The 25706-nt window shown below is 63.9% G+C and carries 26 protein-coding genes and 1 pseudogene; 13 read left to right on the plus strand and 14 right to left on the minus strand.

What is annotated here, in order from left to right; genetic code table 11:
- Positions 1–72 precede the first annotated feature (72 nt).
- From NKH78_RS07185 to bcoG, 6 genes are all read right to left on the minus strand, one after another.
- Positions 73–855, minus strand: coding sequence for a carnitinyl-CoA dehydratase (locus NKH78_RS07185; protein ID WP_352505940.1), 783 nt, complete (start codon positions 853–855; stop codon positions 73–75).
- Positions 848–2926: an acetate--CoA ligase family protein gene (locus NKH78_RS07190; RefSeq protein ID WP_352505939.1), complete on the minus strand. Its 2079-nt coding sequence runs from the start codon at positions 2924–2926 to the stop codon at positions 848–850. Before NKH78_RS07190 ends, NKH78_RS07185 begins: the two co-directional genes overlap by 8 nt.
- A gap of 64 nt (positions 2927–2990) precedes the next feature.
- Positions 2991–4154, minus strand: coding sequence for an acyl-CoA dehydrogenase family protein (locus NKH78_RS07195; protein ID WP_352505938.1), 1164 nt, complete (start codon positions 4152–4154; stop codon positions 2991–2993).
- Positions 4155–4158: 4 nt separating this feature from the next.
- On the minus strand, positions 4159–5232 hold the full coding sequence (locus NKH78_RS07200; RefSeq protein ID WP_352505937.1) for a 3-hydroxyacyl-CoA dehydrogenase NAD-binding domain-containing protein: 1074 nt from the start codon (positions 5230–5232) through the stop codon (positions 4159–4161).
- Positions 5229–5858 (minus strand): HD domain-containing protein, encoded by a 630-nt coding sequence (locus NKH78_RS07205; protein WP_352505936.1) that lies wholly within the window; start codon positions 5856–5858, stop codon positions 5229–5231. The genes NKH78_RS07200 and NKH78_RS07205 overlap by 4 nt, the downstream gene beginning before the upstream one ends.
- 28 nt (positions 5859–5886) lie before the next feature.
- Complete coding sequence (gene bcoG / locus NKH78_RS07210) at positions 5887–6798, minus strand: 3-dehydrocarnitine:acetyl-CoA trimethylamine transferase BcoG (protein WP_352480227.1); 912 nt, start codon at positions 6796–6798, stop codon at positions 5887–5889.
- Between the two features lie 76 nt (positions 6799–6874).
- On the opposite strand from bcoG, the gene NKH78_RS07215 reads away from it, so the two are divergent.
- The gene (locus NKH78_RS07215) at positions 6875–7855 is read left to right on the plus strand and encodes a GlxA family transcriptional regulator (protein WP_352882437.1); all 981 of its coding nucleotides are present in this window, start codon (positions 6875–6877) and stop codon (positions 7853–7855) included.
- 62 nt (positions 7856–7917) lie between these two features.
- Here the strand turns inward: NKH78_RS07215 and NKH78_RS07220 are convergent, their stop codons facing one another.
- Entirely contained in the window at positions 7918–8127 is a 210-nt protein-coding gene (locus tag NKH78_RS07220) for a hypothetical protein (protein WP_254815980.1), read from the minus strand.
- Between the two features lie 165 nt (positions 8128–8292).
- Positions 8293–8949, minus strand: coding sequence for an O-methyltransferase (locus tag NKH78_RS07225; protein WP_352820175.1), 657 nt, complete (start codon positions 8947–8949; stop codon positions 8293–8295).
- 93 nt (positions 8950–9042) lie between these two features.
- Between NKH78_RS07225 and NKH78_RS07230 the strand changes: the two genes are divergently transcribed.
- Entirely contained in the window at positions 9043–9675 is a 633-nt protein-coding gene (locus NKH78_RS07230; RefSeq protein ID WP_352820173.1) for a TetR/AcrR family transcriptional regulator, read from the plus strand.
- Positions 9676–9806: 131 nt separating this feature from the next.
- Here the strand turns inward: NKH78_RS07230 and xylA are convergent, their stop codons facing one another.
- On the minus strand, positions 9807–11132 hold the full coding sequence (gene xylA / locus NKH78_RS07235; RefSeq protein ID WP_352820171.1) for a xylose isomerase: 1326 nt from the start codon (positions 11130–11132) through the stop codon (positions 9807–9809).
- Positions 11133–11242: 110 nt separating this feature from the next.
- On the opposite strand from xylA, the gene NKH78_RS07240 reads away from it, so the two are divergent.
- Complete coding sequence (locus tag NKH78_RS07240; RefSeq protein WP_352505928.1) at positions 11243–11605, plus strand: nuclear transport factor 2 family protein; 363 nt, start codon at positions 11243–11245, stop codon at positions 11603–11605.
- A 38-nt stretch (positions 11606–11643) separates the two neighbouring features.
- On the opposite strand, the pseudogene xylB reads toward NKH78_RS07240, so the two are convergent.
- Positions 11644–13097, minus strand: a pseudogene (gene xylB / locus NKH78_RS07245) (xylulokinase).
- Between xylB and NKH78_RS07250 the strand changes: the two are divergent.
- Positions 13096–13302 (plus strand): hypothetical protein, encoded by a 207-nt coding sequence (locus NKH78_RS07250; protein ID WP_352882446.1) that lies wholly within the window; start codon positions 13096–13098, stop codon positions 13300–13302. The pseudogene xylB and the gene NKH78_RS07250 sit on opposite strands and share 2 nt — an antisense overlap.
- Here the strand turns inward: NKH78_RS07250 and NKH78_RS07255 are convergent.
- Positions 13289–14614: a tetratricopeptide repeat protein gene (locus tag NKH78_RS07255; RefSeq protein WP_352882449.1), complete on the minus strand. Its 1326-nt coding sequence runs from the start codon at positions 14612–14614 to the stop codon at positions 13289–13291. The genes NKH78_RS07250 and NKH78_RS07255 overlap by 14 nt on opposite strands.
- Positions 14615–14623: 9 nt before the next feature.
- The gene (locus tag NKH78_RS07260; RefSeq protein ID WP_352736816.1) at positions 14624–15247 is read right to left on the minus strand and encodes a LysE family translocator; all 624 of its coding nucleotides are present in this window, start codon (positions 15245–15247) and stop codon (positions 14624–14626) included.
- A 188-nt stretch (positions 15248–15435) separates the two neighbouring features.
- Here NKH78_RS07260 and NKH78_RS07265 point away from each other — a divergent pair, with 188 nt between their 5' ends.
- The 9 genes from NKH78_RS07265 (at position 15436) to NKH78_RS07305 (ending at position 22819) form a co-directional block, all read left to right on the plus strand.
- The gene (locus tag NKH78_RS07265; RefSeq protein ID WP_352505924.1) at positions 15436–16200 is read left to right on the plus strand and encodes a L,D-transpeptidase; all 765 of its coding nucleotides are present in this window, start codon (positions 15436–15438) and stop codon (positions 16198–16200) included.
- Between the two features lie 95 nt (positions 16201–16295).
- Positions 16296–17462, plus strand: coding sequence for a diphosphate--fructose-6-phosphate 1-phosphotransferase (locus NKH78_RS07270; RefSeq protein ID WP_352777715.1), 1167 nt, complete (start codon positions 16296–16298; stop codon positions 17460–17462).
- Between the two features lie 16 nt (positions 17463–17478).
- The gene (locus NKH78_RS07275) at positions 17479–18204 is read left to right on the plus strand and encodes an MBL fold metallo-hydrolase (RefSeq protein ID WP_352736820.1); all 726 of its coding nucleotides are present in this window, start codon (positions 17479–17481) and stop codon (positions 18202–18204) included.
- Positions 18205–18569: 365 nt separating this feature from the next.
- Positions 18570–20108 (plus strand): DegQ family serine endoprotease, encoded by a 1539-nt coding sequence (locus NKH78_RS07280; RefSeq protein WP_352736822.1) that lies wholly within the window; start codon positions 18570–18572, stop codon positions 20106–20108.
- Positions 20109–20236: 128 nt separating this feature from the next.
- Complete coding sequence (locus NKH78_RS07285) at positions 20237–20848, plus strand: molybdopterin-dependent oxidoreductase (RefSeq protein ID WP_352480239.1); 612 nt, start codon at positions 20237–20239, stop codon at positions 20846–20848.
- A complete protein-coding gene (locus NKH78_RS07290; RefSeq protein WP_352882456.1) occupies positions 20845–21591 on the plus strand; it encodes an FAD-binding oxidoreductase in 747 nt (248 codons plus the stop codon). The genes NKH78_RS07285 and NKH78_RS07290 overlap by 4 nt, the downstream gene beginning before the upstream one ends.
- Before the next feature lie 438 nt (positions 21592–22029).
- Positions 22030–22233: a DUF680 domain-containing protein gene (locus tag NKH78_RS07295; RefSeq protein WP_352736826.1), complete on the plus strand. Its 204-nt coding sequence runs from the start codon at positions 22030–22032 to the stop codon at positions 22231–22233.
- Between the two features lie 71 nt (positions 22234–22304).
- Complete coding sequence (locus NKH78_RS07300) at positions 22305–22511, plus strand: DUF680 domain-containing protein (RefSeq protein ID WP_352736828.1); 207 nt, start codon at positions 22305–22307, stop codon at positions 22509–22511.
- Positions 22512–22579: 68 nt separating this feature from the next.
- On the plus strand, positions 22580–22819 hold the full coding sequence (locus NKH78_RS07305) for a DUF680 domain-containing protein (RefSeq protein WP_352736830.1): 240 nt from the start codon (positions 22580–22582) through the stop codon (positions 22817–22819).
- An 80-nt stretch (positions 22820–22899) separates the two neighbouring features.
- On the opposite strand, the gene NKH78_RS07310 is transcribed toward NKH78_RS07305, so the two are convergent.
- Both NKH78_RS07310 and bglA read right to left on the minus strand, forming a co-directional pair.
- On the minus strand, positions 22900–24012 hold the full coding sequence (locus NKH78_RS07310) for an ABC transporter ATP-binding protein (protein ID WP_352736832.1): 1113 nt from the start codon (positions 24010–24012) through the stop codon (positions 22900–22902).
- A 25-nt stretch (positions 24013–24037) separates the two neighbouring features.
- Complete coding sequence (gene bglA / locus NKH78_RS07315) at positions 24038–25702, minus strand: beta-galactosidase BglA (protein WP_352736834.1); 1665 nt, start codon at positions 25700–25702, stop codon at positions 24038–24040.
- Positions 25703–25706 lie beyond the last annotated feature (4 nt).

Raw genomic sequence — 25706 nt, forward strand, 5'->3', positions numbered from 1 at the left:
CGGAACGGATAGTGACGAATCCGCCTGAACACCCTCCTCTGGGACGGAACGCCGTCGTTCCAGGGACACTCACTATCTGCCCTTCCACACCGGATCGCGCTTTTCGGCAAAGGCGCGAAAACCCTCGAGATTGTCCTCCGAGCCGTAGAGCGCGTCAACCGTCGGCAGTTGCCGGCGCGTCACCCGGTTCATGGCATCCTGGAAGGTCAGCGATTCTGCGACCCGGGCCGTTTCCTTGATCGCGGCGAAGACCAGCGGCGGGCCGCTGGCGAGCAGCCGGGCGATCTCCCAGACGCGGTCCTCCAGTCTTTCCTTGGGCAGCACCTCGTTGACCAGGCCCCAGCGATGCGCCTCGGCGACATCCATCCAGCGGCCCGTGAACAAAAGGTCCATGGCGACGTGATAAGGGATGCGCTTCGGCAGCTTGATCGTTGCCGCATCGGCCAGCGTGCCGGCGCGGATTTCGGGCAGCGCGAAGGAGGAGTGGTCCGACGCGTAGATGAGGTCGCAGGACAGCGCCAGCTCGAAGCCGCCGCCGACCGCCATGCCGTTGACGCAGGCGATCACCGGCTTGTTGAGGTCGCGCAATTCCTGCAGCCCGCCGAAGCCACCGACGCCATAGTCGCCGTCGACGGCATCGCCGCCAGCCGCTGCCTTAAGGTCCCAGCCGGCGCTGAAAAACTTGTCGCCGGCGGTCTTGACGATGGCGACGCGCAGGTCGGGATCGTCGCGAAACCCCTTGAACGTCTCGCCCATCAGCCGCGACGTCTTCAGGTCGATGGCATTGGCCTTGGGCCGGTCGAGCATGACTTCGAGGATCGTGCCCTCGCGGCGGGTGGTGATGACGTCAGACATTTTTGTTCTCTCCCAGCACCAGCAGCGCGTCGGCGATCCAGGCGCCCTTGCTCTCGGTGCAGACGATCAGAGGATTGATGTCGAGCTCCTCGATCTCGCCGGCATTTTGCTGCACGAAAGCAGCAATGCCCGATATCGCATCGATTGCAGCTGCGACATCGGCCTTCGGCCGACCGCGATAACCGTCGAGCAGCGGGAACAGCTTCAACCCGCGCAAAGCGGCCTCGATGTCATCACGGGTCGCCGGCAGCATCAGTGTGACGCTGTCGCGCAACAGCTCGACCAGCACGCCGCCGGTGCCGAGCGTCATCACCGCGCCGAACATCGGGTCGCGAGTGAAGCCGACCAGCAGCTCGGCGACGCCGTCGCGCACCATGCGCTCGACATAAAGGCCGGTGCCGAGCGGGCCGAGATCATGGGCGGCGGTGCTGACCGATTCGGCATCCCTGAGGTTGAGCCGGACCGCGTCGAGCTCGGACTTGTGGATGACGCCAAGAGCCTTCAGCGCCACCGGGAAGCCGAGCGCCATCGAGGAGATCACAGCTTCGACCGCATTGCCGGCGCGCTCGCCCTTCGGCACGGGGAGCCCGGCCTCGATGAGCCGCGCCTTCGCCTCGGCCTCGTCCGGCGTGACATGGTCGCCGGCCGGCGCGCCGGACGCGGAAGTGTCGATCGGCTGCGCCTGCGGCTCGCGCCACGCCCAGCCGATGAAGGCTGCCGCCTGGGCGGCGTCCATGGCCTCGGAAATGCCGAACAGCGGCACCATGCCCCGCGCCATCAGGCCGGCAGTGTATTCCTCGGGCAGGTTTTCCGGCAACGAGGAGACGATCGCGCCCTGCGCGCTGTTGGTCTTCAGCGCCGATTCGAAGGCGCGCAGCGTCGCCCACCAGTCCGTGTCCGAGCAGCGGTCGGGACGCGGAAAGTCGAGCACCAGCATATTGAGGTCGAAGCCGCCAGACACCATGGCGGTGAAGGCGGCGGTCATCGCCGGTTCGTTGTTCCAGATGAAGGTGTGATAGTCGAGCGGGTTGGCCACCGCGACCAGCGGCCCGAGCGTCGATTTGACCCGCGCGCGGTGCTCGGGGGTGAGTGGCGGAAACGTCACCCAGCGGCCTTCGGCGCTGTCGGCCATGACCGACGCCTCGCCGCCCGAGCAGCTCATCGATGACAGCCGGTAGCCGGGCAGGGGGCCAGTGACGTGCAATAGCTTGAGCGCCTCGATGAAGGCGGGAATTGAATCGATCCGGGCGATGCCGAGCCGCCTCAGGAAAGCGCCGGACGCCGCGTCCGAGCCGGCCAGCGACGCGGTATGCGAGACGGTCGCCTGCCGCGCCTGCTCGGAGCGGCCGACCTTCATGGCGATAACAGGCTTCTTCAGCTCGCGTGCCCGTGCCGCCAGCCTTTCGAAGCCGGCTACCGAATCGAAGGCCTCGATATGCAGGCCGAGCGCGGTGACGCGGTCGTCCTCGATCAGGCCGAGCGCCATTTCGGAAAGCCCGGTCTGCGCCTGGTTGCCGGCGGTCATCAGGAAGGCGATCGGCAGGCCGCGTTTCTGCATCGTCATGTTGATGGCGATGTTCGACGACTGGGTGATGATGGCAACGCCGCGACCGCCTTCCGGCAGCCTGATGCCGCCATGCTGGTCGGGCCACAAAAGCGCGCCGTCGGCGTAATTGATCAGCCCATAGCAGTTCGGCCCGATGATCGGCATTTGGCCGGCCGCCTCGACCAGTTCGGCCTGCAGCCGCTCGCCGTCTTCGTCATAGGCCTCGGTTTCGAGAAAGCCGGCGGCGAAGCAGACCGCACCGCCGGCGCCGCGCTCCGCCAGCGCCTTGACCACTTCGATGGTCAAGTGCCGGTTGACGCCGACGAAAGCGGCATCCGGCGCACTGGGCAATTCGGCCACCGAGCGATAGGCCTTGCGGCCGGCGACCTCGTCCTTGGTCGGATGCACCGGCCAGATCTCGCCGGCAAAGCCCATTTTGATCGATTGCGCGACGACGGCCGCCGCCTGCGCACCACCGAAGACAGCGATCGATTTCGGCCGCAAAAGACGTTCAAGCCTGTGCATTGTCATCTTTTCGTCTGAGCATGATCTTTTCCAAAGACCGGATTTCACTTTTTGGGGTCACGCTCTAGCCCCCGAACGGGCGCAGCAGCGCGCGCGAGATGATGTGTCGCTGGATTTCCGAAGTGCCTTCCCAGATGCGCTCGACGCGGGCGTCGCGCCAGATGCGTTCCAGTGGCAGGTCGTCCATCAGCCCCATGCCGCCATGGATCTGGATCGCCTCGTCGGCGACGAAGGCAAGCATCTCGGTGGCCTTCAGCTTGGCCATGGCCATGTCCTGGTCGGTGACGGTACCCTGATCGTACTTCCAGCCGGCTTCGAACACCATCAGGTCGGCGGCCTTCAGCTCGGTCGCCATGTCGGCGAGCTTGAACGACACGCCCTGGAATTTGCCGATCGGCTGGCCGAACTGCTGGCGCTGCGCGGCGTATTCGACGGCGTGGCCAAGCGCCCGCTCGGCGCGGCCGAGGCAGGTGGCGCCGACCTGCAGGCGCGTCGCGCCAAGCCATGAATTGGCGACGTCGAAGCCTTTGTGGACCTCGCCCAGAACCTGACTGGCCGGCAACCGGCAATCGTCGAATTCGAGGATGGCATTGGTGTAGCCGCGATGTGAGACGTTGCGGTAGCCGTCGCGCACGGTGAAACCCTTGGTGCCCTTGTCGACGAAAAAGGCGGTGATCTTCTTGCGTTTTCCACGCGAAGACTCTTCCTCACCCGAGGCCATGAAGACGATGGCGAAATCGGCGAGGTCCGCATGGCTGATGAAATGCTTGGTGCCGTTCAGCACCCAGTCGTCGCCGTCTTGCACGGCGGTTGCCTTCATGCCGCGCAGATCGGAGCCGGCGCCCGGCTCGGTCATTGCCAGGCAATCCCATTTCTCGCCGCGAATGCAGGGAAACAGATATTTTTCGCGCTGCTCCGGCGTGCCGGCGAGAAGGATGTTCGAAGGCCGCGCCACGCAGGTCCAGTGCAGCGCGTAATTGGCGCGGCCGAGTTCCTTTTCATAGAGCAGCCAGGTCACTGTATCGAGCCCGGCGCCGCCGACTTCCGTTGGCATGTTGGCGGCATAGAGGCCGGCTTCGATCGCCTTGGCCTTGATCTCCTCGATCAGCTCGCGGCGCAGCACGCCGGTGCGTTCAACCTCGCGCTCATGCGGGTAAAGCTCGTTCTCGACGAAGGCCCGCGTCGTCTCGACGATGAGCTTCTGCTCCTCCGAAAGACCAAAATCCATGGTCTCAGCCTCTCTTCTTTTTCTTCGGCTTTTCAGCCTTGGCCTTTTCGGCCGCCCTGGAGGCGCTGGGCTTCTTTGCCGCAAGCTTGGCCAACTGCCTGGTGTAGTCCCTATGCAAGGCGCCGGCACCCCAGCCTTTGCCTTTGTTCTGCTTCGACAGTGCCTCCATGATGGCGACCAGATTGTCGTCCCGGATCTTTTCGAGATCGCGGATCGACAGACCGTGCGCCTGGTCGTCCGACTGGGTCGCGATCAGCTCGACCAGCTCGTCGTTGAACTCCGGCACGTCCATCAGCTTGGTCCAGGGCCATTTCAGGCACGGGCCGAACTGCGCCATGAAGTGCCGCATGCCGGCCTCGCCGCCGGCGACGCGATAGACCTGGAACATGCCCATCTGCGCCCAGCGCAGGCCGAAGCCATAGCGCATGATGTCGTCGAGCTCCTCGACCGTGCAGATGCCGTCCTTGACCAGCCACAGCGCCTCGCGCCATGCCGCTTCGAGCAGGCGGTCGCCGACGAAGGCTTCGATCTCCTTGCGGATCACCACCGGCTTCATGCCGATCGAGGCATACATCTCCTTGGCGACGTCGATCGCCTCGGGAAAGGTCTGTTCGCCGCCGACGATCTCGACCAGCGGCAGCAGATAGACGGGGTTGAACGGATGGCCGACGACCAGCCGCTCCGGATGCTTCTTCATCGCCACCTGCATGTCGGTCGGCTTGATGCCGGAAGTGGAGGAGCCGACAATTGCGTTGGCCGGCGCATAAAGGTCGATTTCGGCCAGCACGCGGTGCTTCAGGTCGAGCCGCTCCGGCACGCTTTCCTGGATTAAATCGGCATCGGCCACCGCCTCGGCGATCGTCTTGGCGAAGGTGAGCTTGCCCTCTTTCGGCAAGCCGCCGGGCAGCATCTGCTTGTAGGCGCGTCGCGCTCCCTTCATCACCTCGCCGACCTTGCGTGATGCCTCGGGGTCGGGATCGAAGATCGATACGTCGATGCCGTTGAGCAGCAGCCGCGCGACCCAACCGGCGCCGATCACGCCGCCGCCGATGGCTGCCGCCTTGTTGATGATGCTCATGCGGAAGCTCCGGTTCTTGTGCTGGCTGTTGCGGGGTCGGTGAGGGCGACGCGTTCGCCGGCACGGATCACGGACGCGTCATAGGCCTTGCGCGCGAACACTTCGAGCACGAAGGGCCGGAAGAAATCGATCGGCAATGTCTCGTAGTCGGGATCGAAGCTCGACTGATCCCATCGTTCGCAAAACTCATCGCAATCGTCGAAGTAGATGTGCCCGGCGAAACGGTCGCGGGCGTGCGGATTGCCGCCGAGGTGATGGGCGTAATAGAGGCGCTGGAAGTCGCCGTGCTTTTCCACCACCCAGGTGCATTGCTCGCGAACGAAGGGTTTCAGGATCGACGCCGCATATTCGTCATGATTATAGGGCGCGTAGATGTCGCCGATGTCGTGCAGCAAGGCGCAGGCAATCCAGTCGGTGTCGGCGCCGTCGCGCCAGGCCCGCGTTGCCGCTTGCAGCGAATGGCCGAGCCGGGTGATCTTGTAGCCCGAGAGACCCGCATCAAGCTGGACGAGCGCGTCGAGCAGCCGTTCGCCGGTCTTTGCCGCGTAGTCGATCTCGTGCTCGGTGAGGAAGGCGTAATCCTCGCGGTCGCCGTCCTTCATGGCGGTGAATTTCACGGTCTTCATCGGCGGCTCCTCCCAACCGATTCCCTGTTCAAAGCGGTGCGCGCTTCGTCAGGTTGAGCTTCTTGCGGACTTCGTCCGGGCCGATGACCCTGGCGCCCATATTCGACACGATGCTGACCGCCCGCTCGACCAGCTGCGCATTGGTCGCCAGCACGCCCTTGTCGAGCCAGAGATTGTCCTCCAGCCCGACGCGGACATTGCCGCCGGCGAGCACCGCGGCAGCGACGTAGGCCATCTGGTTGCGGCCGATGGCAAAAGCCGACCAGTTCCAGGTCGCCGGCACATTGTTGACCATCGCCATGAAGGTGTTGAGGTCGTCCGGCGCCCCCCACGGCACTCCCATGCATAATTGCACCAAGGCGTCCGGCTTCAGCACTTCTTCCTCGACCAATTGCTTGGCGAACCACAGATGCCCGGTGTCGAAAGCCTCGATTTCCGGCTTGACGCCGAGCGCCGTCATCATGCCGCCCATGGCACGCAGCATGCCGGGCGTATTGGTCATGACATAGTCGGCCTCGGCGAAATTCATCGTGCCGCAGTCGAGCGTGCAGATTTCCGGCAGGCACTGGCGGACGTGCTCCATGCGGTTGCTGGCACCGCCCATGTCGGTGGCTTTTTCGTTCAGCGGCAGCGGGTTTTCCGGCGGGCCGAACACCATGTCGCCGCCCATGCCGGCGGTCAGGTTCAAAACCACGTCGACATCCGCCGCGCGGATGCGCTCCGTTACTTCACGATAAAGGTGTACGTCGCGCCTAGGCTTGCCGGTTTCGGGATCGCGCACATGGCAGTGGACGATCGCCGCACCTGCCTTTGCCGCCTCGATGGCCGAATCGGCGATCTGCTTGGGCGAACGCGGCACATGCGGGCTGCGATCCTGCGAACTGCCGGACCCGGTCACGGCACAGGTAATGAAGACCTCACGGTTCATCGCTAACGGCATAGGACTCTCTCCCAATAGGACGTAGGGCAAGAATGCCTGACTTGCCGGAAACTGTTTTGCGTTTTACGAAGATCGTGTGATCAAAAACGAAAAGCCGACGATCTTTCGTGCCGAACGTTTGCCGCTCAAGGTAACGCTGCTGGTATTCTCCGGCTCGTCGATCATGTGCGTAGCCTCGGCCGTCGATCCATTGCGCGCCGCCAACCGCATTGCCGATGAGACGCTGTTCGATTTCAGGCTGGTCTCGGTGACGGGCGAGGCGCCGGTTACCACATGCGGCCTGCCGGTGGCGGTCAGCGGCCGCTTCGATGCGGCTGACACAACCGACATGCTGGTCGTCGTCGCCGGATTCGGCACGCAGAACTATGCCACATCGGCCCTGCTGTCCGGACTGCGCCGGGCGGCGCGCGCGGCACGCGCCTGCGGCGGCGTCGAGGCGGGTACGTGGCTGGTGGCGCGCGCGGGCTTGCTGGAAGGGCGCAGCGCCACCACCCACTGGGAGGACATGGAGGATTTCTCGTCGGCCTTTCCCGGCGTCGACGTGCGCCCCGACCGCTACGTCATCGACGGCCCGGTGTTCACCTCCGGCGGCGCCTCGCCGACCTTCGACCTGATGCTGCATCTGATTCGCACGCGGCTCGGTATGGCCGTGGCGCTCGATGTCGCGAGCGTCTTCATCTACGACCAGGCGCGCGCTGCGACCGACGCGCAGCCGCTGGTCTCGCTCGGCCGTCTCGACGGCTACGATCCCAGGTTGGCGCAAGCCATCCGGCTGATGGAAGCGCATATCGACCAGCCGCTGACCATAGCCGCGGTGGCCAAGCGCGCCGGGGTGACGGCACGAACGCTGGAAAGTATCTTTCGCAAGTCGATCGGCGAAACGCCCGGCGCCTATTATCTCAGGCTGCGCCTCGGCGCCGCGCGCCGGCTGGTGGTCGACACGCGCGTGGCCATGGCCGATATTGCCGGGCGAACGGGGTTTTCGTCCGCCGCGGCATTTTCCAGAGCGTTTTCAAGAGCGTTCGGCGAAGCGCCGGTCAGGCTGCGTCGGGGATAATGCATGTCGCCCAAAAGTCCGTAACGGTTTTGGGACAACGGCAATGCATAGACAAAGGTAGATCAGGCAGCGTCCTGGCGGTCGCTGTTGCCGTCGATCTGCGAGCGCATTTGTCTCGCAAGATGGGTCTCGAAGCGGCTGGCGACCGCGCGATCCCATTCGTTCGCACTCAGCGCACCTTGCTTCGGGTGCGGCAGCGCCATCAGCCGGTCGATGATCGATCCGGCCTCGCCAGATGAGAGCAGGGCGTCGATTTCGCGTTCGTGCTGCATATCGTTTCGCCTCCTTCTTTCCGTTCCCGCCACGAACCACACTATAGGAGGTTCGTGACGGCTGTTTGAAGGCAAGAGCGAGGCGATTGATGGGCGGCGCCGGGCAAAGTTTTATCCGCCGCCGCCCATCTGGGGCACGATCGTTCCCGCAAGTCAGGCAGTGCTTCAGCCAAGCCGCATCGACAGCTCGACATCCTCGCTGAACGACGTGGACATGTAGCCGCTTCCGGTCGAGCGCACCCGCTCGAGGTATTCGGGGCAAAGATCGGCGTTGTCGGCAACGACGAAGGCGCCCGGCCTGAGGCGGCTTTCGACCAGACTCAAGATCTCTGGATAGAGCGCTTTGGCGCCGTCGAGCAGAAGCAGGTCGACGGTTTCGGGAAGATCGACGCTTAATGTTTGCACCGCATCTCCTTCTCGGATTTCCACCAGGTCGATGAGACCGCCTGCCATCAGATTGTTCCTGGCGCCCGCCACCTTGGATGGCTCGAACTCGCTGGTGATGAGGCGGCCACCGCCATTGTCCCGCAAGGCTGCGGCAAGGTGCAGGGTCGAGATGCCGAACGAGGTTCCAAATTCAACGATCGTCCTTGCGCTGCTGCCTCGTGCCAGCATGTAGAGCAGCGTGCCGGTCTCTCGCGCAACGGGAAGCCAGAGGTCCTTTAGCCGCCCATAGAAATCGAGGTATTCGGTCTTGCTTCGAACCAGGCGCATCCGATCTTCGGCGGAGAGCTCCGCCACCGCAGGGCTCGTTGCGGCAGCGGCTTCCTCGAACAGGCGATCCAGCAGGGGCGCGAGCGGCGTTGTCGACAGTGTAGTCATGTTGGTCTCCAGTCAGAATTGAATGCGTTCTTGCGCGGCACTCAAAATACGACTAATCATTCGCATTTACTAATCGCATTGGCGCGCCTCTCAATGAGCGATCACCGCAGTCCCCGGATTTCCTCGCGAAAACAGCCCAAGCAGGCCCGCTCGGCAGAGCTCGTTGCTGCGATTTTGCAGGCTGCTGTTCAGGTTTTGGCGAGGGAAGGCGCGCAGCGCTTCACCACGGCGCGGGTGGCCGAGAAGGCCGGTGTCAGTGTCGGATCGCTGTATCAGTATTTTCCGAACAAGGCGGCGATCCTGTTCCGGCTCCAGAGCGACGAATGGCGGCAGACGACCGATTTGCTGCGCGACATCCTCGAGGATGTCGGGAAACCGCCACTTGAACGGCTGCGCGCCTTGGTCCACGCCTTCCTCCGCTCGGAGTGTGACGAGGCCGCGGTGCGTGTGGCGCTCGACGACGCCGCACCGCTTTACCGCGACGCGCCTGAGGCGCAGGCGGCAAGGGCGTCCGGAGACCGCACCATCCAGCTCTTCATGCAGAAGGCGTTGCCCAACGCCGCGCAAGCGACTCGCGAATTGGCCGGCGACCTGGTCATGACGACGCTCAGCACGGTGGGGAAGCAGTTCTCGGAGTTGCCCCGAACCCCCGCGGAGATCGAAGCCTACGCCGACGCCATGGCCGACATGTTCTGCGCCTACCTGAGAGGCCTCGATCACGGCTAAAGGCAAATGCCAGGCCCGGTCAGCAAGCAGACCAAAAGTTTCGCACGGGGCGAACCTTGTCGGTTTCAGCCCCGCGGAAAGTCGTCTTTATCCCGCGGCCGCTGAACAATGCGGCCGCGGAATGGTACGCCTCAGACGTACCGGTTGACGATGTTTTCGAGTAGTTCCTGGCGGCCGGATCTGGGCTGCGGCTCGATCTTCTCCTTGACGACGCGCTCGGCGATTTCCTCCAGCGTGCGCTTGCCGGCAAGCATCGCCTTGGCTTCGGCCGAATCCCAGCCGGCATAGCGCTCGGCGAGCGGGGCGGACAGCGCCTTGTCCTCGACCATGCGCGCTGCCGCCTTGAGGCCGCGAGCGCAGCAATCCATGCCGCCGATATGGCCGATCAGCAGATCCTGCGGATCGAGCGACTGGCGCCTGAGCTTGGCGTCGAAATTGGTGCCGCCGGTCTTGAAGCCGCCGGCCTGCAGCACCTGATAGTAGGCGAGAGCCATCTCCGGCACATTGTTGGGGAACTGGTCGGTGTCCCAGCCCGACTGGTAGTCGTTGCGGTTCATGTCGATCGAGCCGAAGATTCCCAGCGCATTGGCCAGCGCCAGTTCATGCTCGAACGAATGGCCGGCCAGGATGGCGTGGCCCTGCTCGATGTTGAGCTTGACCTCATTCTCCAGTCCGAAACGCTTGAGGAAGCCATAGACGGTGGCGACGTCGTAATCATACTGGTGCTTGGTTGGCTCCTGGGGCTTCGGCTCGATCAGGATGGTGCCTTCGAAGCCGATCCTGTGCTTGTAATCGACGACCAGATGGAGAAAACGGCCGGCCTGTTCCTGCTCGCGGGCAAGGTCGGTGTTGAGCAGCGTTTCATAGCCCTCGCGGCCGCCCCACAGCACGTAGTTCTCGCCGTTCAGACGCTTGGTGACGTCGATACAGTGTTTCACCGTCGCCGCCGAATAGGCAAAGACGTCCGGATCGGGATTGGTGGCGGCGCCCGACATGAAGCGGCGGTTGGAGAACAGGTTGGCCGTGCCCCACAACAGCTTGACGCCGGTCTGCTTCATCTTTTCCGAGAAATAATCGGCGATCTCGTCGAGCCGCGCCGCACTTTCGGAAAAGTCCCGGCCCTCCGGCCGCACGTCGGCATCGTGGAAGCAGAAATAAGGCGCGCCCAGCAACGAAAACATCTCGAAGGCGACGTCGGCCTTGAGCTTGGCCAACTCCATCGTGTCGGTGCTGCCGGCCTTCGGAAACCACGGCCGGTCAAATGTCTGGCCGCCGAACGGATCGCCGCCCGGCCAGGCAAAGGAATGCCAATAGGCGACGGCAAAGCGCAGATGGTCTTCGAGCCGCTTGCCGGCGACGATCTCGTCGGGATTGTAGAACCGGTAGGCCAGCGGATTGGTCGAATCCGGTCCCTCGTATTTGATCTGTTGGATGTCGCCGAAAAAACCGCTGCTCATGTTCTTTTCCTCTCGCATGGTTCGGCCTGATTACCTCAGGCGTAATTGGTTTCGCGCTGGCGCTGGTCGAAAAGGCTCATGTCAAAGCCACCCAACGAAGGAGACAGACCATGACCGACCTCAACACCATTGCCGAAAACTACATCGCCGCCTGGAACGAGAGCGACGCCGCACGCAGGAAAGCCTTGCTCGAGGCGACCTTCACCGAGGACGTCGGCTACCGCGATCCGATCATGCAGGGCGACGGCCATGACGGCATCGCTGCGCTGATCGAAGGCGTGCAGCAGCGCTTTGCCGGCTTCAGGTTCTCGCTGAAAGGCAAGCCGGACGGCTTCGCCGATACCATCCGTTTCTCCTGGAATCTCGGGCCGGAAGGCGTCGAGTCCGTCATCGAAGGCACCGATATCGGCGTCATCGAAAATGGCCGGCTGAAAAGCGTCACCGGCTTTCTCGACAAGGTGCCGGCACAGTGAGGCCTTCTCGGCAGGCCACGGCGAGGGTGGGAAACCGCTCACGCCGTGGCGCTCCTGATCGCCGGGTAAAGCTGGCGGTAGCGCTGATAGGCATCTGCATAGGCACCGCCGAGGGCGGCGACCGGCTCGACCGTGGCGTCCGTCGCCGGCGCCGTGCACACGGCGCGCGGATCGGCGCCGGTCGCCGCGATCAGGCCAAGCCGGGCGGCGCCAAAGGCGGCGCCGAAATCGCCGTCGGCTGGAATATCGACTGGCAGGCCAAGCGCTGTGGCGATGGCCTTCAGCCAGTAGCGCGAACGCGAGCCGCCGCCGATCGCCGTCACCCGGGTCAGCGTCGTGCCGGCTTTGGCCAGGGCTTCGAGGCTGTCGCGGAAGGCGAAGGCGACGCCTTCGAGCACGGCCTGGGTCAGCGCCGCGCGGCCGGACTCGTGGGCAAGCCCGGTAAAGGCGCCCCGAATGACGGAATCATTGTGAGGCGTCCGCTCGCCTGACAGGTACGGCAGGAAGGAGACACCGGTCGGCGCCTGCAGCGCATCGCCGAGTTCGGCGGTCAACTCGACGGCGCTTTTTCCCGCAATTGCCGACAGCCAGTTGAGTGAATCGGTTGCCGACAGGATGACGCCCATCTGGTGCCAGGTGCCGGGCAGTGCGTGGCAGAATGTGTGCACCGCACTTTCCGGATTGGGCAGATAGGACGCGTTGGCGGCAAAAAGCACGCCCGACGTTCCGAGCGAGACGAAAGCCTGACCGGCGCCGACCGTGCCCATGCCGCAGGCCGAGGCCGCGTTGTCGCCGGCGCCGCCGGCGATCGGGATGCCCGTCTGCATGCCCCATTTCGCAGCCAGTTCGCCGCGCAAGGCACCGGCCTTGGCCGTGCCTTCGACCAATGACGGCATCTGCTTTTCGTCGAGCGACGTCGCTGCGAGCAGTTCGGAGGACCAGGCGCGTTTGCCGACATCGAGCCACGACGTGCCAGCCGATCCGACATTTCCGAAATATGGTCGCCGGCAAGCCAGAGCCGCAAAAAGTCTTTCGGCAGCAGGACCTTTGCCACCTTGGCAAAAACAGCCGGTTCGTTGTTTTTCACCCAAGCGAGCTTTGGCGCGGTGAAGCCGGGAAAGACGATGTTGCCGGTCAGCTTGCGAAAGCGCGGGTCGGCATCGAGTGCAGCCGCCTCGGCGTTGCTGCGTGTGTCGTTCCACAGGATGCAGGGGCGCAGCACCTGGTCGGCGGCATCGAGCAGGGTGGCGCCATGCATATGGCCGGAAAGGCCGATGCCCTTCACCGCCGCGAGCTCCTTCGCATGCATGGACCTCAGCTCGGCGATCGCCGCTTCGCAGGCGCGGATCCAGTCGGCCGGGTTCTGCTCGGACCAGCCGGGATGCGGGCGCGACACATCGAGCGGCGCATGGCCGGAACCGACGATGCCCTGCCTTGCATCGATCAGCAGCGCCTTGACGCCCGACGTGCCGAGATCGAGGCCGAGATACATGCTTCCTCCCATATCCGTCAGGCCTGGCGGCGACGGTCTTTCTTGCTTCCCAGCCCAGTCCTGCGACACGGGCGGCGAAGATATCCCGGCAATCGTGCTGCCGGAAAAACGCTCCAGTCAACACGCGAAGATTTTTTCGACGCTCGAAAAAATCTGGCCGGGGCAGTTTTTAAGGCAAGATTTAATCTTGGTCAATTCGCCGTGAGAGCGATTGCGCGCCGTGAAAACAGTGCCGACAACGGGCTGTCCGGCCGTGCCAGCGCGCGTTCCGCCGCAAGCGCCCTCGCCAGCGCGCCATCACCGGAACGCAATGCCGCCTCGATCAGCGTCAGGTCGATGACGTCGCGTTGGGCGTGGCTGCCGCCGAAGCGATGGGCGATCGCCCGGATCGGCCGGATCAAGCGTATCGTCCCGGCGTAATTGCCCTCGCCGAATGCCTTGATGGCGAGCGTCAGGGGATGGCCGACATCCCGGGTGAAAGCGGCGTTGTCGTCTTTGCCGCGCATCGCCTCGCGCTGCGCCTCGAGCAAGCCGCTGGCCGGCGCGTCGAGGCCGGCACCGACAAACGCCATCATTGCGTGGGCGTCGTTGAAGGCATAATGGCCGGCGCTGGCCTTGGGCAACCAGTTGGCGGCGAGCGCCGCCCAGCGGCTGCCGACATCGACGCCGCCGAGATGCAGCCGCCACAGGATCGCCGAGGCATCGACCATGTTGAGCGCCAGCGTCGAGCGCTCGCCATAGATCGGCCCGTCATAAAGCGCCAGCACCTCGTCGATTTCGCCGAGATCGTAGTGGAACAGCGACAGGTGCCACCAATTGTGCACCTGCAGGAAACTTTCCCGCGTCCACGCTTCGGGATTGGCGCGCATCCACAGAATGCCGTCCTTTTGCCGGCTCTGCATCTCCATGACATGGGCCACCGCATGCTGGGCCCAGCCGTCGCGCGGCTCGAGATCGACCGCCGTGCGGCCAAGTTTTTCGGCGCGCGCATAGTCGCCCATTTCCTCCAGGCCAAAGGCCTGCATGCCGAGTATGGCGTGATAGCCCGGCATGCCGCTCTGCCAGGACGGCAGCGCGCGGCCGATGCGGTCGCGCAGCATGCGCGCATTGCCGGTGAAGAAGTCGATCTGGTGCCCGGTCTGCAGCGCCAGCGCATCGAGCGGAAACTCGATGGCGATATCCTCCAGCACGCGGGCGGCCTCATGCCAGCGTCCCTCCGCAAGGTGGCCAAGGGCGGCGACATGCGCCTGCTCGCGTGTCGTACCGGCAAGCGGCAGCGCCGCCTCGTGACATGCCTTGGCCACCGCCGTCGCCTCACGCTCGGTGGCGAGGCCAAAGAGATAACCCTTGAACACCTGCGCCATGACGAAGCCGGGATCGTCGGCGATTGCCCGGTCAATGGAGCCGACCGGATCGCCGATGAAGCACTGCAATTCGCGCACGGCCTGGCTGTAGGACGAAAACCCGGCCTTCGTCGCGCCAGACAGTGTCAGGCCGAATGCATCCCTGACCGCCATGGCGTGTCCTCAGTTGCCCGATCGCATCGCCACCGTGGCGATGCCTGCGCCGACCAGCAGCGTGCCGCCAGTGCGGTTGAAGATGCGGATCGCCTTTGGATTGCGCACGACGTTGCGCGCCCTTGCGGCGATCAGCGCATAACCGAAGGCGTTGGCGAAGGCGAGCGTCAGGAAGGTCGTCTCGAAGATCAGCATCTGTGTCCAGAAATCCGCGTGCCGGTCGAGGAACTGCGGCAGGAAGGCGACGAAGAAGGTGATGCTTTTCGGATTGAGCGCAGTAACCAGCCAGGCATGCGCCGCCATTTTCGCCGATGACACCGCATCGGTGCGCGGTTCGGCCCGGAGCGCGCCGCCGGCGCGAAACAGCTTGATGCCGAGATAGATCAGATAGCCGGCGCCGATCACCTTCAGCACCGTGAATACGGTGGCCGACGCCGCCAGCAGCGCGCCGATGCCCAGCATCGACAGTGTCATCGCGGTGAAGTCGCCGAGCGCCACGCCGACTGCCATCGGCAGCGCGGTGCGCCAGCCTTGGCCGAGTGCATAGGAAACCACCAGCAGGATGGTCGGGCCTGGAATGACCAGAAGGACTGCCGAGGCGGCGGCAAACGCGGCCCAGTTTTCGAAGGACATTTTCTTCTCCTTGAGCTTAAAGAAGAGGATAAATCCTTGGCCTCGCGCAGATGTAAAGAGGCAAGAATCGAAAAAGCGCGTCGTTAACGCCAGGCGGCTGGCCTTCACGCTTTTTCAACCATGATTGGTGAAAATGCCTGCTATCCGGCCGGACCGTGTTTCCCGCCGACAGCGTAGGGTTTGGGTAAATGCGTGAGTTGCCGCACGGTCTGTCGCTGCCGCATAATGGCGACGCAATCGAAACCGAACTACAGCTTTCCCGCCGCACGGTGCTGTCCGGCGCCGGCGCGTTGGCGCTGCTCGGCGTCACAGGCTGCAGCCAGACGCTGGATCTGCCGTCGCTCCAGCTCGACGACGTCACCACCGGCTCGATCCGGCCCGTCCGTCCGAGCATCAGCGTCGACAAGAACATCACCAGCCCCGACGTGATGTACGCTTCGCTTACCGACGGTGGCTTCAACGTGCCGGAGGTGCCCTACCTCAAGATCAAGCCGGAGTTTCGCCGCCAGATCGTCGTCGATCCGACCGGCGAGCAGCCCGGCACCATCGTCGTTCACTCGCAGGAACGGCTGCTCTATCTGGTGCAGCCCGGCGGCGAGGCGATCCGTTACGGCGTCGGTATAGGCAAGGACGGATTCCGCTGGTCCGGCCGCGCCAACATCCAGTACGGCAAGGAATGGCCGGTCTGGACCCCGCCGCCCGAGATGATCGCCCGCAGGCCGGAACTAGTGAAGTGGCAAGGCGGACAGCCGGGCGGCCTCGACAATCCGCTCGGCGCGCGTGCCCTCTACATCTATCAGAACGGCAGCGACACCGGTTATCGCATCCACGGCTCGCCCGAATGGTGGAGCATCGGCCAGGCGATGTCGTCGGGCTGCGTGCGCCTGATCAACCAGGACATCATCGACCTCTACAGCCGCGTCTCCAAGAAGAACCCGGTCGTCGTCGTCTGAACGGCGGCTTCGCCTTCAGCGATCACTCTGCCGTTGCGCGATGCCGCAAGACAGGCGAATGTGCCTGCGATTTCATCGCCCGGGAGACGTGAACAATGGCCGGAACTTTTGTCATCGCGCAGGGCGGCGGCCCGACCGCCGTCATCAACCAGACCGTGGTGGGTGCTGCGCTCGAAATCCGCAAGCGGCATCCCGGCGCCAAGGTGCTGGGATCCATCCACGGTGTGCGCGGCATTCGTGACGGCAATTACGTCGATCTTTCCGCCATCCCCGAGGACCGCCTGCGGCTGATCGCGGCGACGCCGAGCGCCGCGCTTGGTTCGACGCGCGACAAGCCGGATGCCGCCTATTGCGACCTCATCCTCAATGGCTTGAAGAAAGCCGGCGCCGACGCCTTCATCTATATCGGCGGCAACGACACCTCGGGCACGCAGCAGATCCTCACCGACGCCGCCGGCGGCAAGATCGCCTTCGTGCATGCGCCGAAAACCATCGACAACGATCTCGAGGAGAACGATCACACGCCCGGCTTCATGTCGGCGGCCGAGTTCGTCGCTGGAGCATTCCTTTCGGTCGATCTCGATTTCCGCGCTCTGCCGGGCATCTATGTCGGCATCGTCATGGGGCGGCATGCCGGTTTCCTGACGGCCGCATCCGCGGCCTGGCAGCTCGACCAGGACAGCGGCCCGCATCTCGTCTACGTGCCGGAGCGGCCGTTCTCGGCGGCCGGTTTCATCGACGACGTGCGCGCCACGCTCGACCGCCACAAGCGCTGCATCGTTGCCGTCTCCGAAGGCGTCAGCACCGCCGACGGCAAGGCGCTGGTCGAAAGCCTGGTGCCGCCCGAAAGGCTGGAGCGCGACCAGCACGGCAACGTCAAGCTGTCGGGCAGCGACCTGCCGGCAGCCTTGGAGCGCGCGCTGGCCGAAGGATTGCCGGGCAAGCGAGCGCGCGTCGATGCGCTCGGCTATATGCCGCGCGGCTATGTCGGCGCCATCAGCGCGGTGGACGCGCAGGAGGCCTTCGATGCCGGCGCCTTCGCCGTCACCGTGGCCGACGAGGGCGGCGGTTCGGTGGCGCTGCAATATGACGGCAAAAAAACCGTGCTGAAGAAGGTGCCGCTGAAGAACGTCGCCGGCAAGACGCGCCATATGCCGGATGATTTCATGCTGCCCGACGTCAACCGGCTGTCCGATGCGGGCATGGTCTATCTGAAGCGGCTGGTTCCGCGAAAGTACAAGATCGGCAAGCCGTTCGTCTGATGCCGGCCTTGATCTGATGGACAGCTGGTTCAGCAAAACCATCGTCGACGCCAAGACGACGATGCTGACCGAGCCGTTCGTGCATGATTTCGTGCGCGCCAACATCTGGCATGTGCGCGGCCGCGATGTCGACCTGCTGGTCGACACCGGCATGGGGATCTGCCCGCTGGCGCCGCAGATCGACACGCCGGCCGGCAAGCCGCTGCTCGTCGTCGCCACGCATATCCATCTCGATCATGTCGGCTCGCTGCACGAGTTTCCGTTGCGGGCTGGTCCGCGCCACAGCGCCACGCAGTTCGACAGCATGGACGAAGCGGTGACCTACGCCTACATGTTCCATGATCTCGAAGGCGCCGTCTCCAGACTGCCGGCAAACGGCTGGAAAGCGGCCGATTACAGGATTCCACCGGCGCCGCTGGACCGGACCCTGGACGAGGGCGATAGGATCGACCTCGGCGACCGGCAATTCCGCGTCCTGCACCTGCCCGGCCACTCTCCGGATTCGATCGCGCTGTTCGATGAGGCAGACGGCCTGTTCTTCGCCGGCGACGCCATCTATGACGCGACGCTGATCGACGACCTGCCGGATTCCGATCGTGCCGCCTACCGCCGCACCATGCAGCGGCTGCGCGATCTGCCGATCCGGATCGGCCATGGCGGTCATGGACCGAGCTTCGACGGCAGGCGGATGCGTGAGATCGCCTCGGCGTATCTCAGGCGAACGGACGGGACAGCGGCATAGAAGCCTTGGCGGGGCAGTGAGGGGCGGCCTGAAGCGAATTGGCTTGGGCAACTATTTTGTTCTTGCTTTGTGCCGGCAGCTATGCTAGTAACTTGGGTATGGTGCTGATTTGCCCCAACGACCCGCCGTCAGGCGGGTTTTTGTTTTCGGGTTTCGGCGCAAGCCCGGCACGGCGGTTGCCAGCCGAAAATTAAATCTTCGTAACATTATCTGGAAACCATGATCGGCGCCCTAGATGCGGGGCTGTCGATCCGGTCGGCTGCCTGACAGGCGAGACAGGCAAGGCCGACGACCGACGCGCCGATGAATTGTTCCGGTGACGGAACGTTAGGGCGCTTCACCAATCTCTCGCCCGGACAACGGCCATGTCACCAATTCAGACCCTTCGCAGACATCGCGTCGCCGCTCTGCTGGGCGCAGCGTTGATCGTCAGCCCTTTCGCCCTGCCTCTCGCTCCCAGGCTGAATGATGTCCTGGCGGCAACGGTCACCCCTCCCGTCACCGGCATGACGGCGCCGAGCGGCTCGTTCGCGCCGGTCGTGGCGGCCGATAAGCCGGCGGTGGTGACCATCACGACGGTCATGAAAGTACAACAGCCCGACACCATGAGCGACGCCTCTCCCTTTGGCGGAACCTCCCCTTTCGACGACTATTTCCGCCATTTCTTCGGTGACCAGGGATTGCCCGCTCCCAAAACACCGCCGGAACAGGCGCCGCGCACCGAGGCGCTCGGTTCAGGCTTCATCGTCGCCAGCGACGGCACCATCGTCACCAACAATCACGTTGTCGATGGCGCCCAATCGATCAAGGTGACGCTCGACGACGGCACCGAGCTTCCCGCCAAATTGATCGGCCATGACGCCAAGAACGATCTTGCCGTGCTCAAGGTCAAGGCCGGCAAGCCCTTGCCGACCGTCAGATGGGGCGATTCCGACAAGCTCATGCCGGGTGACCAGGTGCTCGCCTTCGGCAATCCTTTCGGCCTTGGCACCACGGTCACGGCCGGCATCGTCTCGGCGCGCGGCCGCGACCTGCACAGCGGGCCGTTTGACGACTTCATCCAGATCGACGCACCGATCAACCGGGGCAATTCCGGCGGCCCGCTGACGGATGTGAACGGCAATGTCGTCGGCATCAACACGGCGATCTTTTCGCCGAATGGCGGCAGTGTCGGCGTCGGCTTCGCCATCCCCTCCGACCAGGCGCAAAAGGTCGTCGCCAAGCTGATGAAGGGCGGCTCCATCCAGTATGGCTACCTGGGCGTCCAGATCCAGCCGGTGACGCCTGATATGGCGAGCGCCATCGGCCTCGATCACCCCGCGGGCGTGCTCGTCGCGCAGGTCAGCGACGGATCGCCGGCCGCCAAGGCCGGCATCGAGACCGGCGACGTCATCACCAGCTTCGCCGATCGCGACATAAAGGACCCAAGGGACCTGTCGCGCGCTGTCGCCGACGTTGCGCCCGGCACGAGGGAAACCCTCAATGTCTGGCGCAAGGGCCAAAGCCTGCAGATCTCCGTCGAGATCGGGCGCAACGAAGACGACATGGCAACGGGATCGGTGACCGGCGATCAGGGTCAGCCGTCGACGGAGCAGGGCCTCCGTGCACCGGCGCTCGGTCTCCGCCTGATGGATGTCACCCCGGATGTACGCCAGGCAATGAACCTGGCAGGCAACCAGCACGGCGCACTGGTCGAGCGCGTCGACCCGAACAAGGCGGCATCGGCTTCCGGCATCCAGCCCGGCGATATCATCGTCGCCGTCGACCAGCATCCGGTGAGAAGCGCCAGGCAGGCTAACCAGGCGATTGTGCAGGCTGCCAAATCCGGCAAGAAATCGGTGCTGCTGCTTGTCCAGCGCGGCGACGCCCAGATGTTTGTCGCCGTCCCCTTCGTCAGTGGCTGAGGCAGGCGCCGCGCTGCCAAGATCGATGGAGGGCATTGCCGGCCGAGCCAAGATTTCGGTTGCCCGCGCGCGCGTCTTCGAGAAAACTGACAAAGGTCGATTGGACCTTGCGCAAACGGATATTCTCGATGGCTACCCGAGGTTTCTCTTCCGGACGAAAGCCGCCGACGGATACGGGTGCACGTATCCCGCCGGGGCAATATCTCGAGCAAGGTTTCCCGGTCCTGTCGGCCGGCCCGACGCCGCATGTTCGCACCGAGGATTGGTCGTTCACGCTTAAGCACGGGCCGCGGCCGATCAAGAAGTGGAACTGGGCCGAGTTCAACGCGCTGCCCCTGACCAAGATGACGCGCGACATCCATTGCGTCACCGCATGGACCAAGTTCGACACGGCGTGGCAGGGCGTGCTGGTCGACGACATCCTTGCCGACGCCGGCATCGAGCCGCCCACCGCCTTCACGCTGGCGTTGGGTTTCGACGGCTATTCCACCAACGTGCCAACGAAGGATCTTACCGGCGGCAAGGCGATGGTGGCGCTGCTTTACGAGGGCAAGCCGATCACCCCCGACCATGGCGGCCCGGCGCGGCTGCTGGTTCCGCATCTCTATTTCTGGAAATCGGCCAAATGGCTGAACGGGCTGCAGTTCACCGAGCGTGACGAGCCGGGTTTCTGGGAGTTGCGAGGCTATCATATCTATGGCGACCCGTGGCGCGAGCAGCGCTACACGAACGATCCATGAGCGACGCACCGGCGGCGCAGTCGCCCTGGCAGATAGTCACCATCACCCGCATCCAAAAGCGCACGCCGCGCGTCACCAGCTTTTTCCTGCAGCCGTCGCGGCCCTTCGCCTACCGTGCCGGACAGCATGTCGATGTCAGGCTGACGGCGCCTGACGGTTATCAGGCGCGGCGCTCCTACTCCATCGCCTCGGCACCGGAGACCGGCGAGACCATCGAGCTGGCGATTGAAAAACTCGAGGACGGCGAGGTCTCGCCGTTCTTTCACGAGATCGCGGCAGTGGGCGACGAGTTCGAATTGCGCGGGCCGCTCGGCGGCCATTTCGTCTGGTCCGACGGCGATGGCGGACCGCTCCTGCTCGTCGGCGGTGGGTCGGGCGTGGTGCCGCTGATGTCGATGGTCCGTCACCGGGCGAAGCGGGGGTCTCTGGTTGCCGCCGCCCTGGTGGTTTCGGCGCGGGTCTGGGACGAGATGATCTTTCGCGACGAGCTGATCGACCTCGCCGAGCGCCGGGATGGCTTCGACCTGGTGCTGACGCTGACGCGCGAGCCGGCCCGCCGTCCGGCGGATTATGCGCGGCGGGTCGACGCCGCGATGATGGTGCAAGCCATGACCAGGCTGCCCGCGCCGCCGAAGCTGGCCTTTGTCTGCGGCTCGAACGCATTCGTGACGGCCGCCGCCGAGGCACTGATCGATGCCGGGGTGCCTGCGGCTCTCATCCGCACCGAACGCTACGGGGTCTGACCCGGTTCTGCTTGCCCGGTTGCTGCCTTTGCCGGCCGGCCTAAACGGGCCGAAACCGGCAGAACGGCGAGGCCGCGCTTGGCTGAAATGGTTAACGATTCGACAAACAACCTCGGCTGCGACTTTTATCGGTTTAAAAAATCGAACCGAACGGTTCGTTTCTGTTGACAATGCGTGCAGGACGCTGTGAACGCTGCCTCCCAAGTCACCTTGCAGCCAGACCGAGGCGATGGGCTATCTTGTTGACATTAAACGATAAAAATGTGGCGAAGGGAATCCGTGGCGCAATTTCAAGGTGTAGATTCTTGGTCCACACCAAACAACTTCGTGATTGGAAACTGGCCATTGGCTTTCCCACATCGGGGCGGTCCGAACGACGCGAACTCCTCCCAAGACACGCCGCTAGACGGACTGAGACTAAGATACTGGAGTACTAAAATGAAAAAGATCGCTCTTGCCGCCGTCGCCGTTTTGGCCATCACCGGAAGCGCCCTCGCCGGCAGCGACAATTATGGTTCCAATGGTGCGAACCAGCCTGCCGCCTCGGGCGACAGCTCGTACACGGCTTCCATTCAGAAGCCGGCTGATGCTGACAAGCAGCCTGTTCAGGGCGCCGACCGGAACCTCTTCGGCAACAACTAACAGCCGATCCCAGCATCAGGGCGGCGGGCATATCCGCCGCCCGGGATCTGAAAAAATTCAGGAGTATTGAAATGAAAAAGATCTTTCTTGCCACCGTCGCCGTTTTGGCCATCACCGGCAGCGCTTTCGCCGGCAGCGACAATTATGGTTCCAACGGAGCCAACCAGCCGGCCGTCGCGGTCGACAGCTCGTACACGGCCTCCCTCAAGAAGTCGGATCAGGCTGAAAGGCAGCCGGTCGGCCAGGGCGCCGATCGCAACCTCTTCGGCAACAACTAACAGCCGATCCCACCATCAAGGCGGGCGGGCATGCCCGCCGCTTTGATCCGAAATCCAGGAGTATCCAAATGAAAAAGATTGTTCTTACTGCCGCCGCTCTCTTGATTGCCGCCGGCGGCGCTTATGCCCAAAACGACAATGTTGGCGGGACCGACATCAATAAGCAGTCGACCGTCAATGTCGACAAGACGCAGACATATTCGGTGCGTAACAGCAACTCGCCGATCTACAAGTTGCTGAATTCGTCTGGCGATGTGCCCAAGTCCGCGCCTCAGGGCGCCGACCGCAACCTCTTCGGCAACAACTAACAGCCGAACCGGAATTAAAAACACGAGCGGCGGGCCATGCCCACCGCTCGTGTCTTTTGCGTGGCGGAAAAACGCCTGCCTCAAGCCGCCTTTGCTTCTGCTTCATGGAGCGCGAAGGAGTGTCCGTCCGCGTCGAAAATATGCAGGTCGCCGGCATCCGCCGTCAGCCGCATCGACGCCCCGCGCTTGACCTCGACATTGCCCGGCAGCTTGGTCACCAGCGGCAGGTCGGCGCGGCCGATGTCGACATAGACGAGTTGGACCTCGCCGAGCTGCTCGACATAGTCGACCGTCCCTTCGAACAAATAGTCGGCGCCGGCTGCGGTCATCAGATCCTCCGGCCGCACCCCGAAGCTCACCGCAGCGCCTTTCGCCGAGGCAGGCGTTGCGATCGGCACCGTTGCCTTGCGGCCGCCGACATGGCTGACGACCGTCGGATTGCCGGTCCTGTCGATCGTCGCCGGCAGGATGTTCATCGCCGGCGAGCCGATGAACTGGGCGACGAACAGATTGCCGGGCCGCTTGTAGAGCTCCATCGGCGTGCCGACCTGTTCGATATGGCCTTCCTTCAGCACCACGATGCGGTCGGCCAGCGTCATGGCCTCGACCTGGTCGTGGGTGACATAGATCATCGTTGTGGCCGGCATCGATTCCTTGAGCTTGGCGATCTCGATGCGAGTGGCGACGCGCAGCGCCGCATCGAGGTTGGATAGCGGCTCGTCGAACAAGAAGACCTTGGGATTGCGCACGATGGCGCGGCCGATGGCGACGCGCTGGCGCTGGCCGCCCGACATCGCCTTGGGCAGGCGGTCGAGATATTTGGTCAGCTGCAGGATCTCGGCCGCCTGGCGCACCCGCTTGTCGATCTCGGCCTTGCTTTCCTTGCCGATCTTCATCGAGAACGCCATGTTGTCGTAGACGGTCATGTGCGGATAGAGCGCATAGGACTGGAACACCATCGCGATGCCGCGCTTTGACGGCGGCACGTCGTTGACAATCTCGCCGTCGATTTTGAGCTCGCCTGAGGTGATCTCCTCCAGCCCGGCGATGCAGCGCAGCAAGGTCGACTTGCCGCAACCAGACGGACCGACGAAGACGATGAATTCGCCCGACTTTATGTCGAGGTCGACGCCGTGCAGAATGTTGAGATTGCCATATGATTTCCTCACTTGCCTTAGCGTGACATCGGCCATGGTACTCTCCAGTTCTTCCTTGAATTCAGTCGATACGCCCGAACCAGGCGCCGTAGCCGCCGAGGCGGATAGTGCCGGCGCCAGTCTGTCCCGAAAACCCGTGTCCCGGCAAGGGCTGCAGTGAGCGGCCGCCAAGATCGACCTCGGCCGGCTTTGCGCCGAGATTGAAGGCGCAGACGATCTGCTCGTTGCCTTCGCGGCGTGTGAAGGCGACGGTGTCGCCGTCGCTTTCGATGAACTCGATATCGCCCTTGGCCAGTGCCGGATGAGCACGGCGGAAAGCCAGGAAGCGCCGGTAGTGCTCGAGCAGCGAGCCGTCCTTGCCTTGCTGCACATTGACCGCTTGCGCAAGGTGCTTGGCCGGCACCGGCAGCCAGGGCTTTGCCGTCGAGAAGCCGCCATTGCGGGCAGCGCCGTCCCAAACCATTGGTGTGCGGCAGCCGTCGCGGCCCTTGAATTCCGGCCAGAAACGGATGCCGTATGGGTCCTGCAGATCCTCGAAGCTGAGTTCGGCCTCGCTGAGCCCGAGCTCCTCGCCCTGATAGATGCAGACCGAGCCGCGCAACGACATCAGCAACGCCGAGATGACCTTGAGGTACGCGGTCGGGTCCGGCTCGCCGGCTGCCCAGCGCGAGGCAGGGCGCATCACGTCATGGTTGGAGAAGGCCCAGCACGACCAGCCGTCGCTGGCCACCTTGCCGAAGGTTTCCAGCACCGAGCGCACCTTTGCCGCGCTGATCTTCTCCGGCGCCAGGAAGTCGAAGGAGTAACACATATGGACGCGCTTGCCGCCGGCCGTATAGGCCGCCACGACTTCCAGCCCACGCTGCGAATCGCCGACCTCGCCAACCGCGGCCGTCGCCGGATATTCGTCGAGCAAGGCGCGGAAGCGTTCGAGGAAGCCGAGGTTTTCAGGCCGGCTCTTGTCGTAGAGATGGTCCTGGTAGTTGTAGGGGTTGACGGCCGGCGCCGTCTGGTCGTTGCGCTGCTCGGGCGGCAGCGGCGGATTGTCTTCCAGGCCCTGGCTGTGGAAGTAGAAATTGATGGTATCGAGGCGGAAGCCGTCGACGCCGCGCTCCAGCCAGAAGCGGGTGACGTCGAGCAGCGCATCCTGGACCGCGCGGCTGTGGAAATTGAGGTCGGGCTGCTCGGCCAGGAAATTATGCAGGTAATATTGCTGGCGGCTGGTGTCCCACTGCCAGGCCGAGCCGCCGAAGATCGAGAGCCAGTTGTTGGGCGGCGTGCCGTCCGGCTTGGCGTCCGCCCAGACATACCAGTCGGCTTTTGGATTGCTGCGGCTGGAGCGGCTCTCCTTGAACCAGGGATGGACGTCGGCGGTGTGCGAGAGCACCTCGTCGATCATCACCTTGAGGCCAAGCCGGTGCGCCTCGGCGGTCAGCGCGTCGAAGTCCGCCAGCGTGCCGAACATCGGATCGACATCGCAATAGTCCGACACGTCGTAGCCAAAGTCCTTCATCGGCGATTTGAAGAACGGCGAGATCCAGATGGCGTCGACGCCGAGCGAGGCGATATAGGGCAGCCGGTCGATAATGCCCCTGAGGTCGCCGATGCCGTCGCCGTTCGAATCCTGGTAGCTGCGCGGGTAGATCTGGTAGATCACGGCACCTCGCCACCAGTCGCGATCGATAGCGAGATCGGGCTTCGGGGTGGCCTTCAAAGCGGATTGCATGATC

The organism is Mesorhizobium sp. M0910, assembly GCF_040319465.1.
Lineage (GTDB): Bacteria > Pseudomonadota > Alphaproteobacteria > Rhizobiales > Rhizobiaceae > Mesorhizobium.

Bases quoted from the DNA above. Each gene is read 5' to 3' on its own strand.
- NKH78_RS07185 (WP_352505940.1), bottom strand. From the start codon at position 855: ATGTCTGACGTCATCACCACCCGCCGCGAGGGCACGATCCTCGAAGTC.
- NKH78_RS07190 (WP_352505939.1), bottom strand. From the start codon at position 2,926: ATGCACAGGCTTGAACGTCTTTTGCGGCCGAAATCGATCGCTGTCTTC.
- NKH78_RS07195 (WP_352505938.1), bottom strand. From the start codon at position 4,154: ATGGATTTTGGTCTTTCGGAGGAGCAGAAGCTCATCGTCGAGACGACG.
- NKH78_RS07200 (WP_352505937.1), bottom strand. From the start codon at position 5,232: ATGAGCATCATCAACAAGGCGGCAGCCATCGGCGGCGGCGTGATCGGC.
- NKH78_RS07205 (WP_352505936.1), bottom strand. From the start codon at position 5,858: ATGAAGACCGTGAAATTCACCGCCATGAAGGACGGCGACCGCGAGGAT.
- bcoG (WP_352480227.1), bottom strand. From the start codon at position 6,798: ATGCCGTTAGCGATGAACCGTGAGGTCTTCATTACCTGTGCCGTGACC.
- NKH78_RS07220 (WP_254815980.1), bottom strand. From the start codon at position 8,127: ATGCAGCACGAACGCGAAATCGACGCCCTGCTCTCATCTGGCGAGGCC.
- NKH78_RS07225 (WP_352820175.1), bottom strand. From the start codon at position 8,949: ATGACTACACTGTCGACAACGCCGCTCGCGCCCCTGCTGGATCGCCTG.
- NKH78_RS07230 (WP_352820173.1), top strand. From the start codon at position 9,043: ATGAGCGATCACCGCAGTCCCCGGATTTCCTCGCGAAAACAGCCCAAG.
- xylA (WP_352820171.1), bottom strand. From the start codon at position 11,132: ATGAGCAGCGGTTTTTTCGGCGACATCCAACAGATCAAATACGAGGGA.
- NKH78_RS07240 (WP_352505928.1), top strand. From the start codon at position 11,243: ATGACCGACCTCAACACCATTGCCGAAAACTACATCGCCGCCTGGAAC.
- NKH78_RS07250 (WP_352882446.1), top strand. From the start codon at position 13,096: ATGCTTCCTCCCATATCCGTCAGGCCTGGCGGCGACGGTCTTTCTTGC.
- NKH78_RS07255 (WP_352882449.1), bottom strand. From the start codon at position 14,614: ATGGCGGTCAGGGATGCATTCGGCCTGACACTGTCTGGCGCGACGAAG.
- NKH78_RS07260 (WP_352736816.1), bottom strand. From the start codon at position 15,247: ATGTCCTTCGAAAACTGGGCCGCGTTTGCCGCCGCCTCGGCAGTCCTT.
- NKH78_RS07265 (WP_352505924.1), top strand. From the start codon at position 15,436: ATGCGTGAGTTGCCGCACGGTCTGTCGCTGCCGCATAATGGCGACGCA.
- NKH78_RS07270 (WP_352777715.1), top strand. From the start codon at position 16,296: ATGGCCGGAACTTTTGTCATCGCGCAGGGCGGCGGCCCGACCGCCGTC.
- NKH78_RS07275 (WP_352736820.1), top strand. From the start codon at position 17,479: ATGGACAGCTGGTTCAGCAAAACCATCGTCGACGCCAAGACGACGATG.
- NKH78_RS07280 (WP_352736822.1), top strand. From the start codon at position 18,570: ATGTCACCAATTCAGACCCTTCGCAGACATCGCGTCGCCGCTCTGCTG.
- NKH78_RS07285 (WP_352480239.1), top strand. From the start codon at position 20,237: ATGGCTACCCGAGGTTTCTCTTCCGGACGAAAGCCGCCGACGGATACG.
- NKH78_RS07290 (WP_352882456.1), top strand. From the start codon at position 20,845: ATGAGCGACGCACCGGCGGCGCAGTCGCCCTGGCAGATAGTCACCATC.
- NKH78_RS07295 (WP_352736826.1), top strand. From the start codon at position 22,030: ATGAAAAAGATCGCTCTTGCCGCCGTCGCCGTTTTGGCCATCACCGGA.
- NKH78_RS07300 (WP_352736828.1), top strand. From the start codon at position 22,305: ATGAAAAAGATCTTTCTTGCCACCGTCGCCGTTTTGGCCATCACCGGC.
- NKH78_RS07305 (WP_352736830.1), top strand. From the start codon at position 22,580: ATGAAAAAGATTGTTCTTACTGCCGCCGCTCTCTTGATTGCCGCCGGC.
- NKH78_RS07310 (WP_352736832.1), bottom strand. From the start codon at position 24,012: ATGGCCGATGTCACGCTAAGGCAAGTGAGGAAATCATATGGCAATCTC.
- bglA (WP_352736834.1), bottom strand. From the start codon at position 25,702: ATGCAATCCGCTTTGAAGGCCACCCCGAAGCCCGATCTCGCTATCGAT.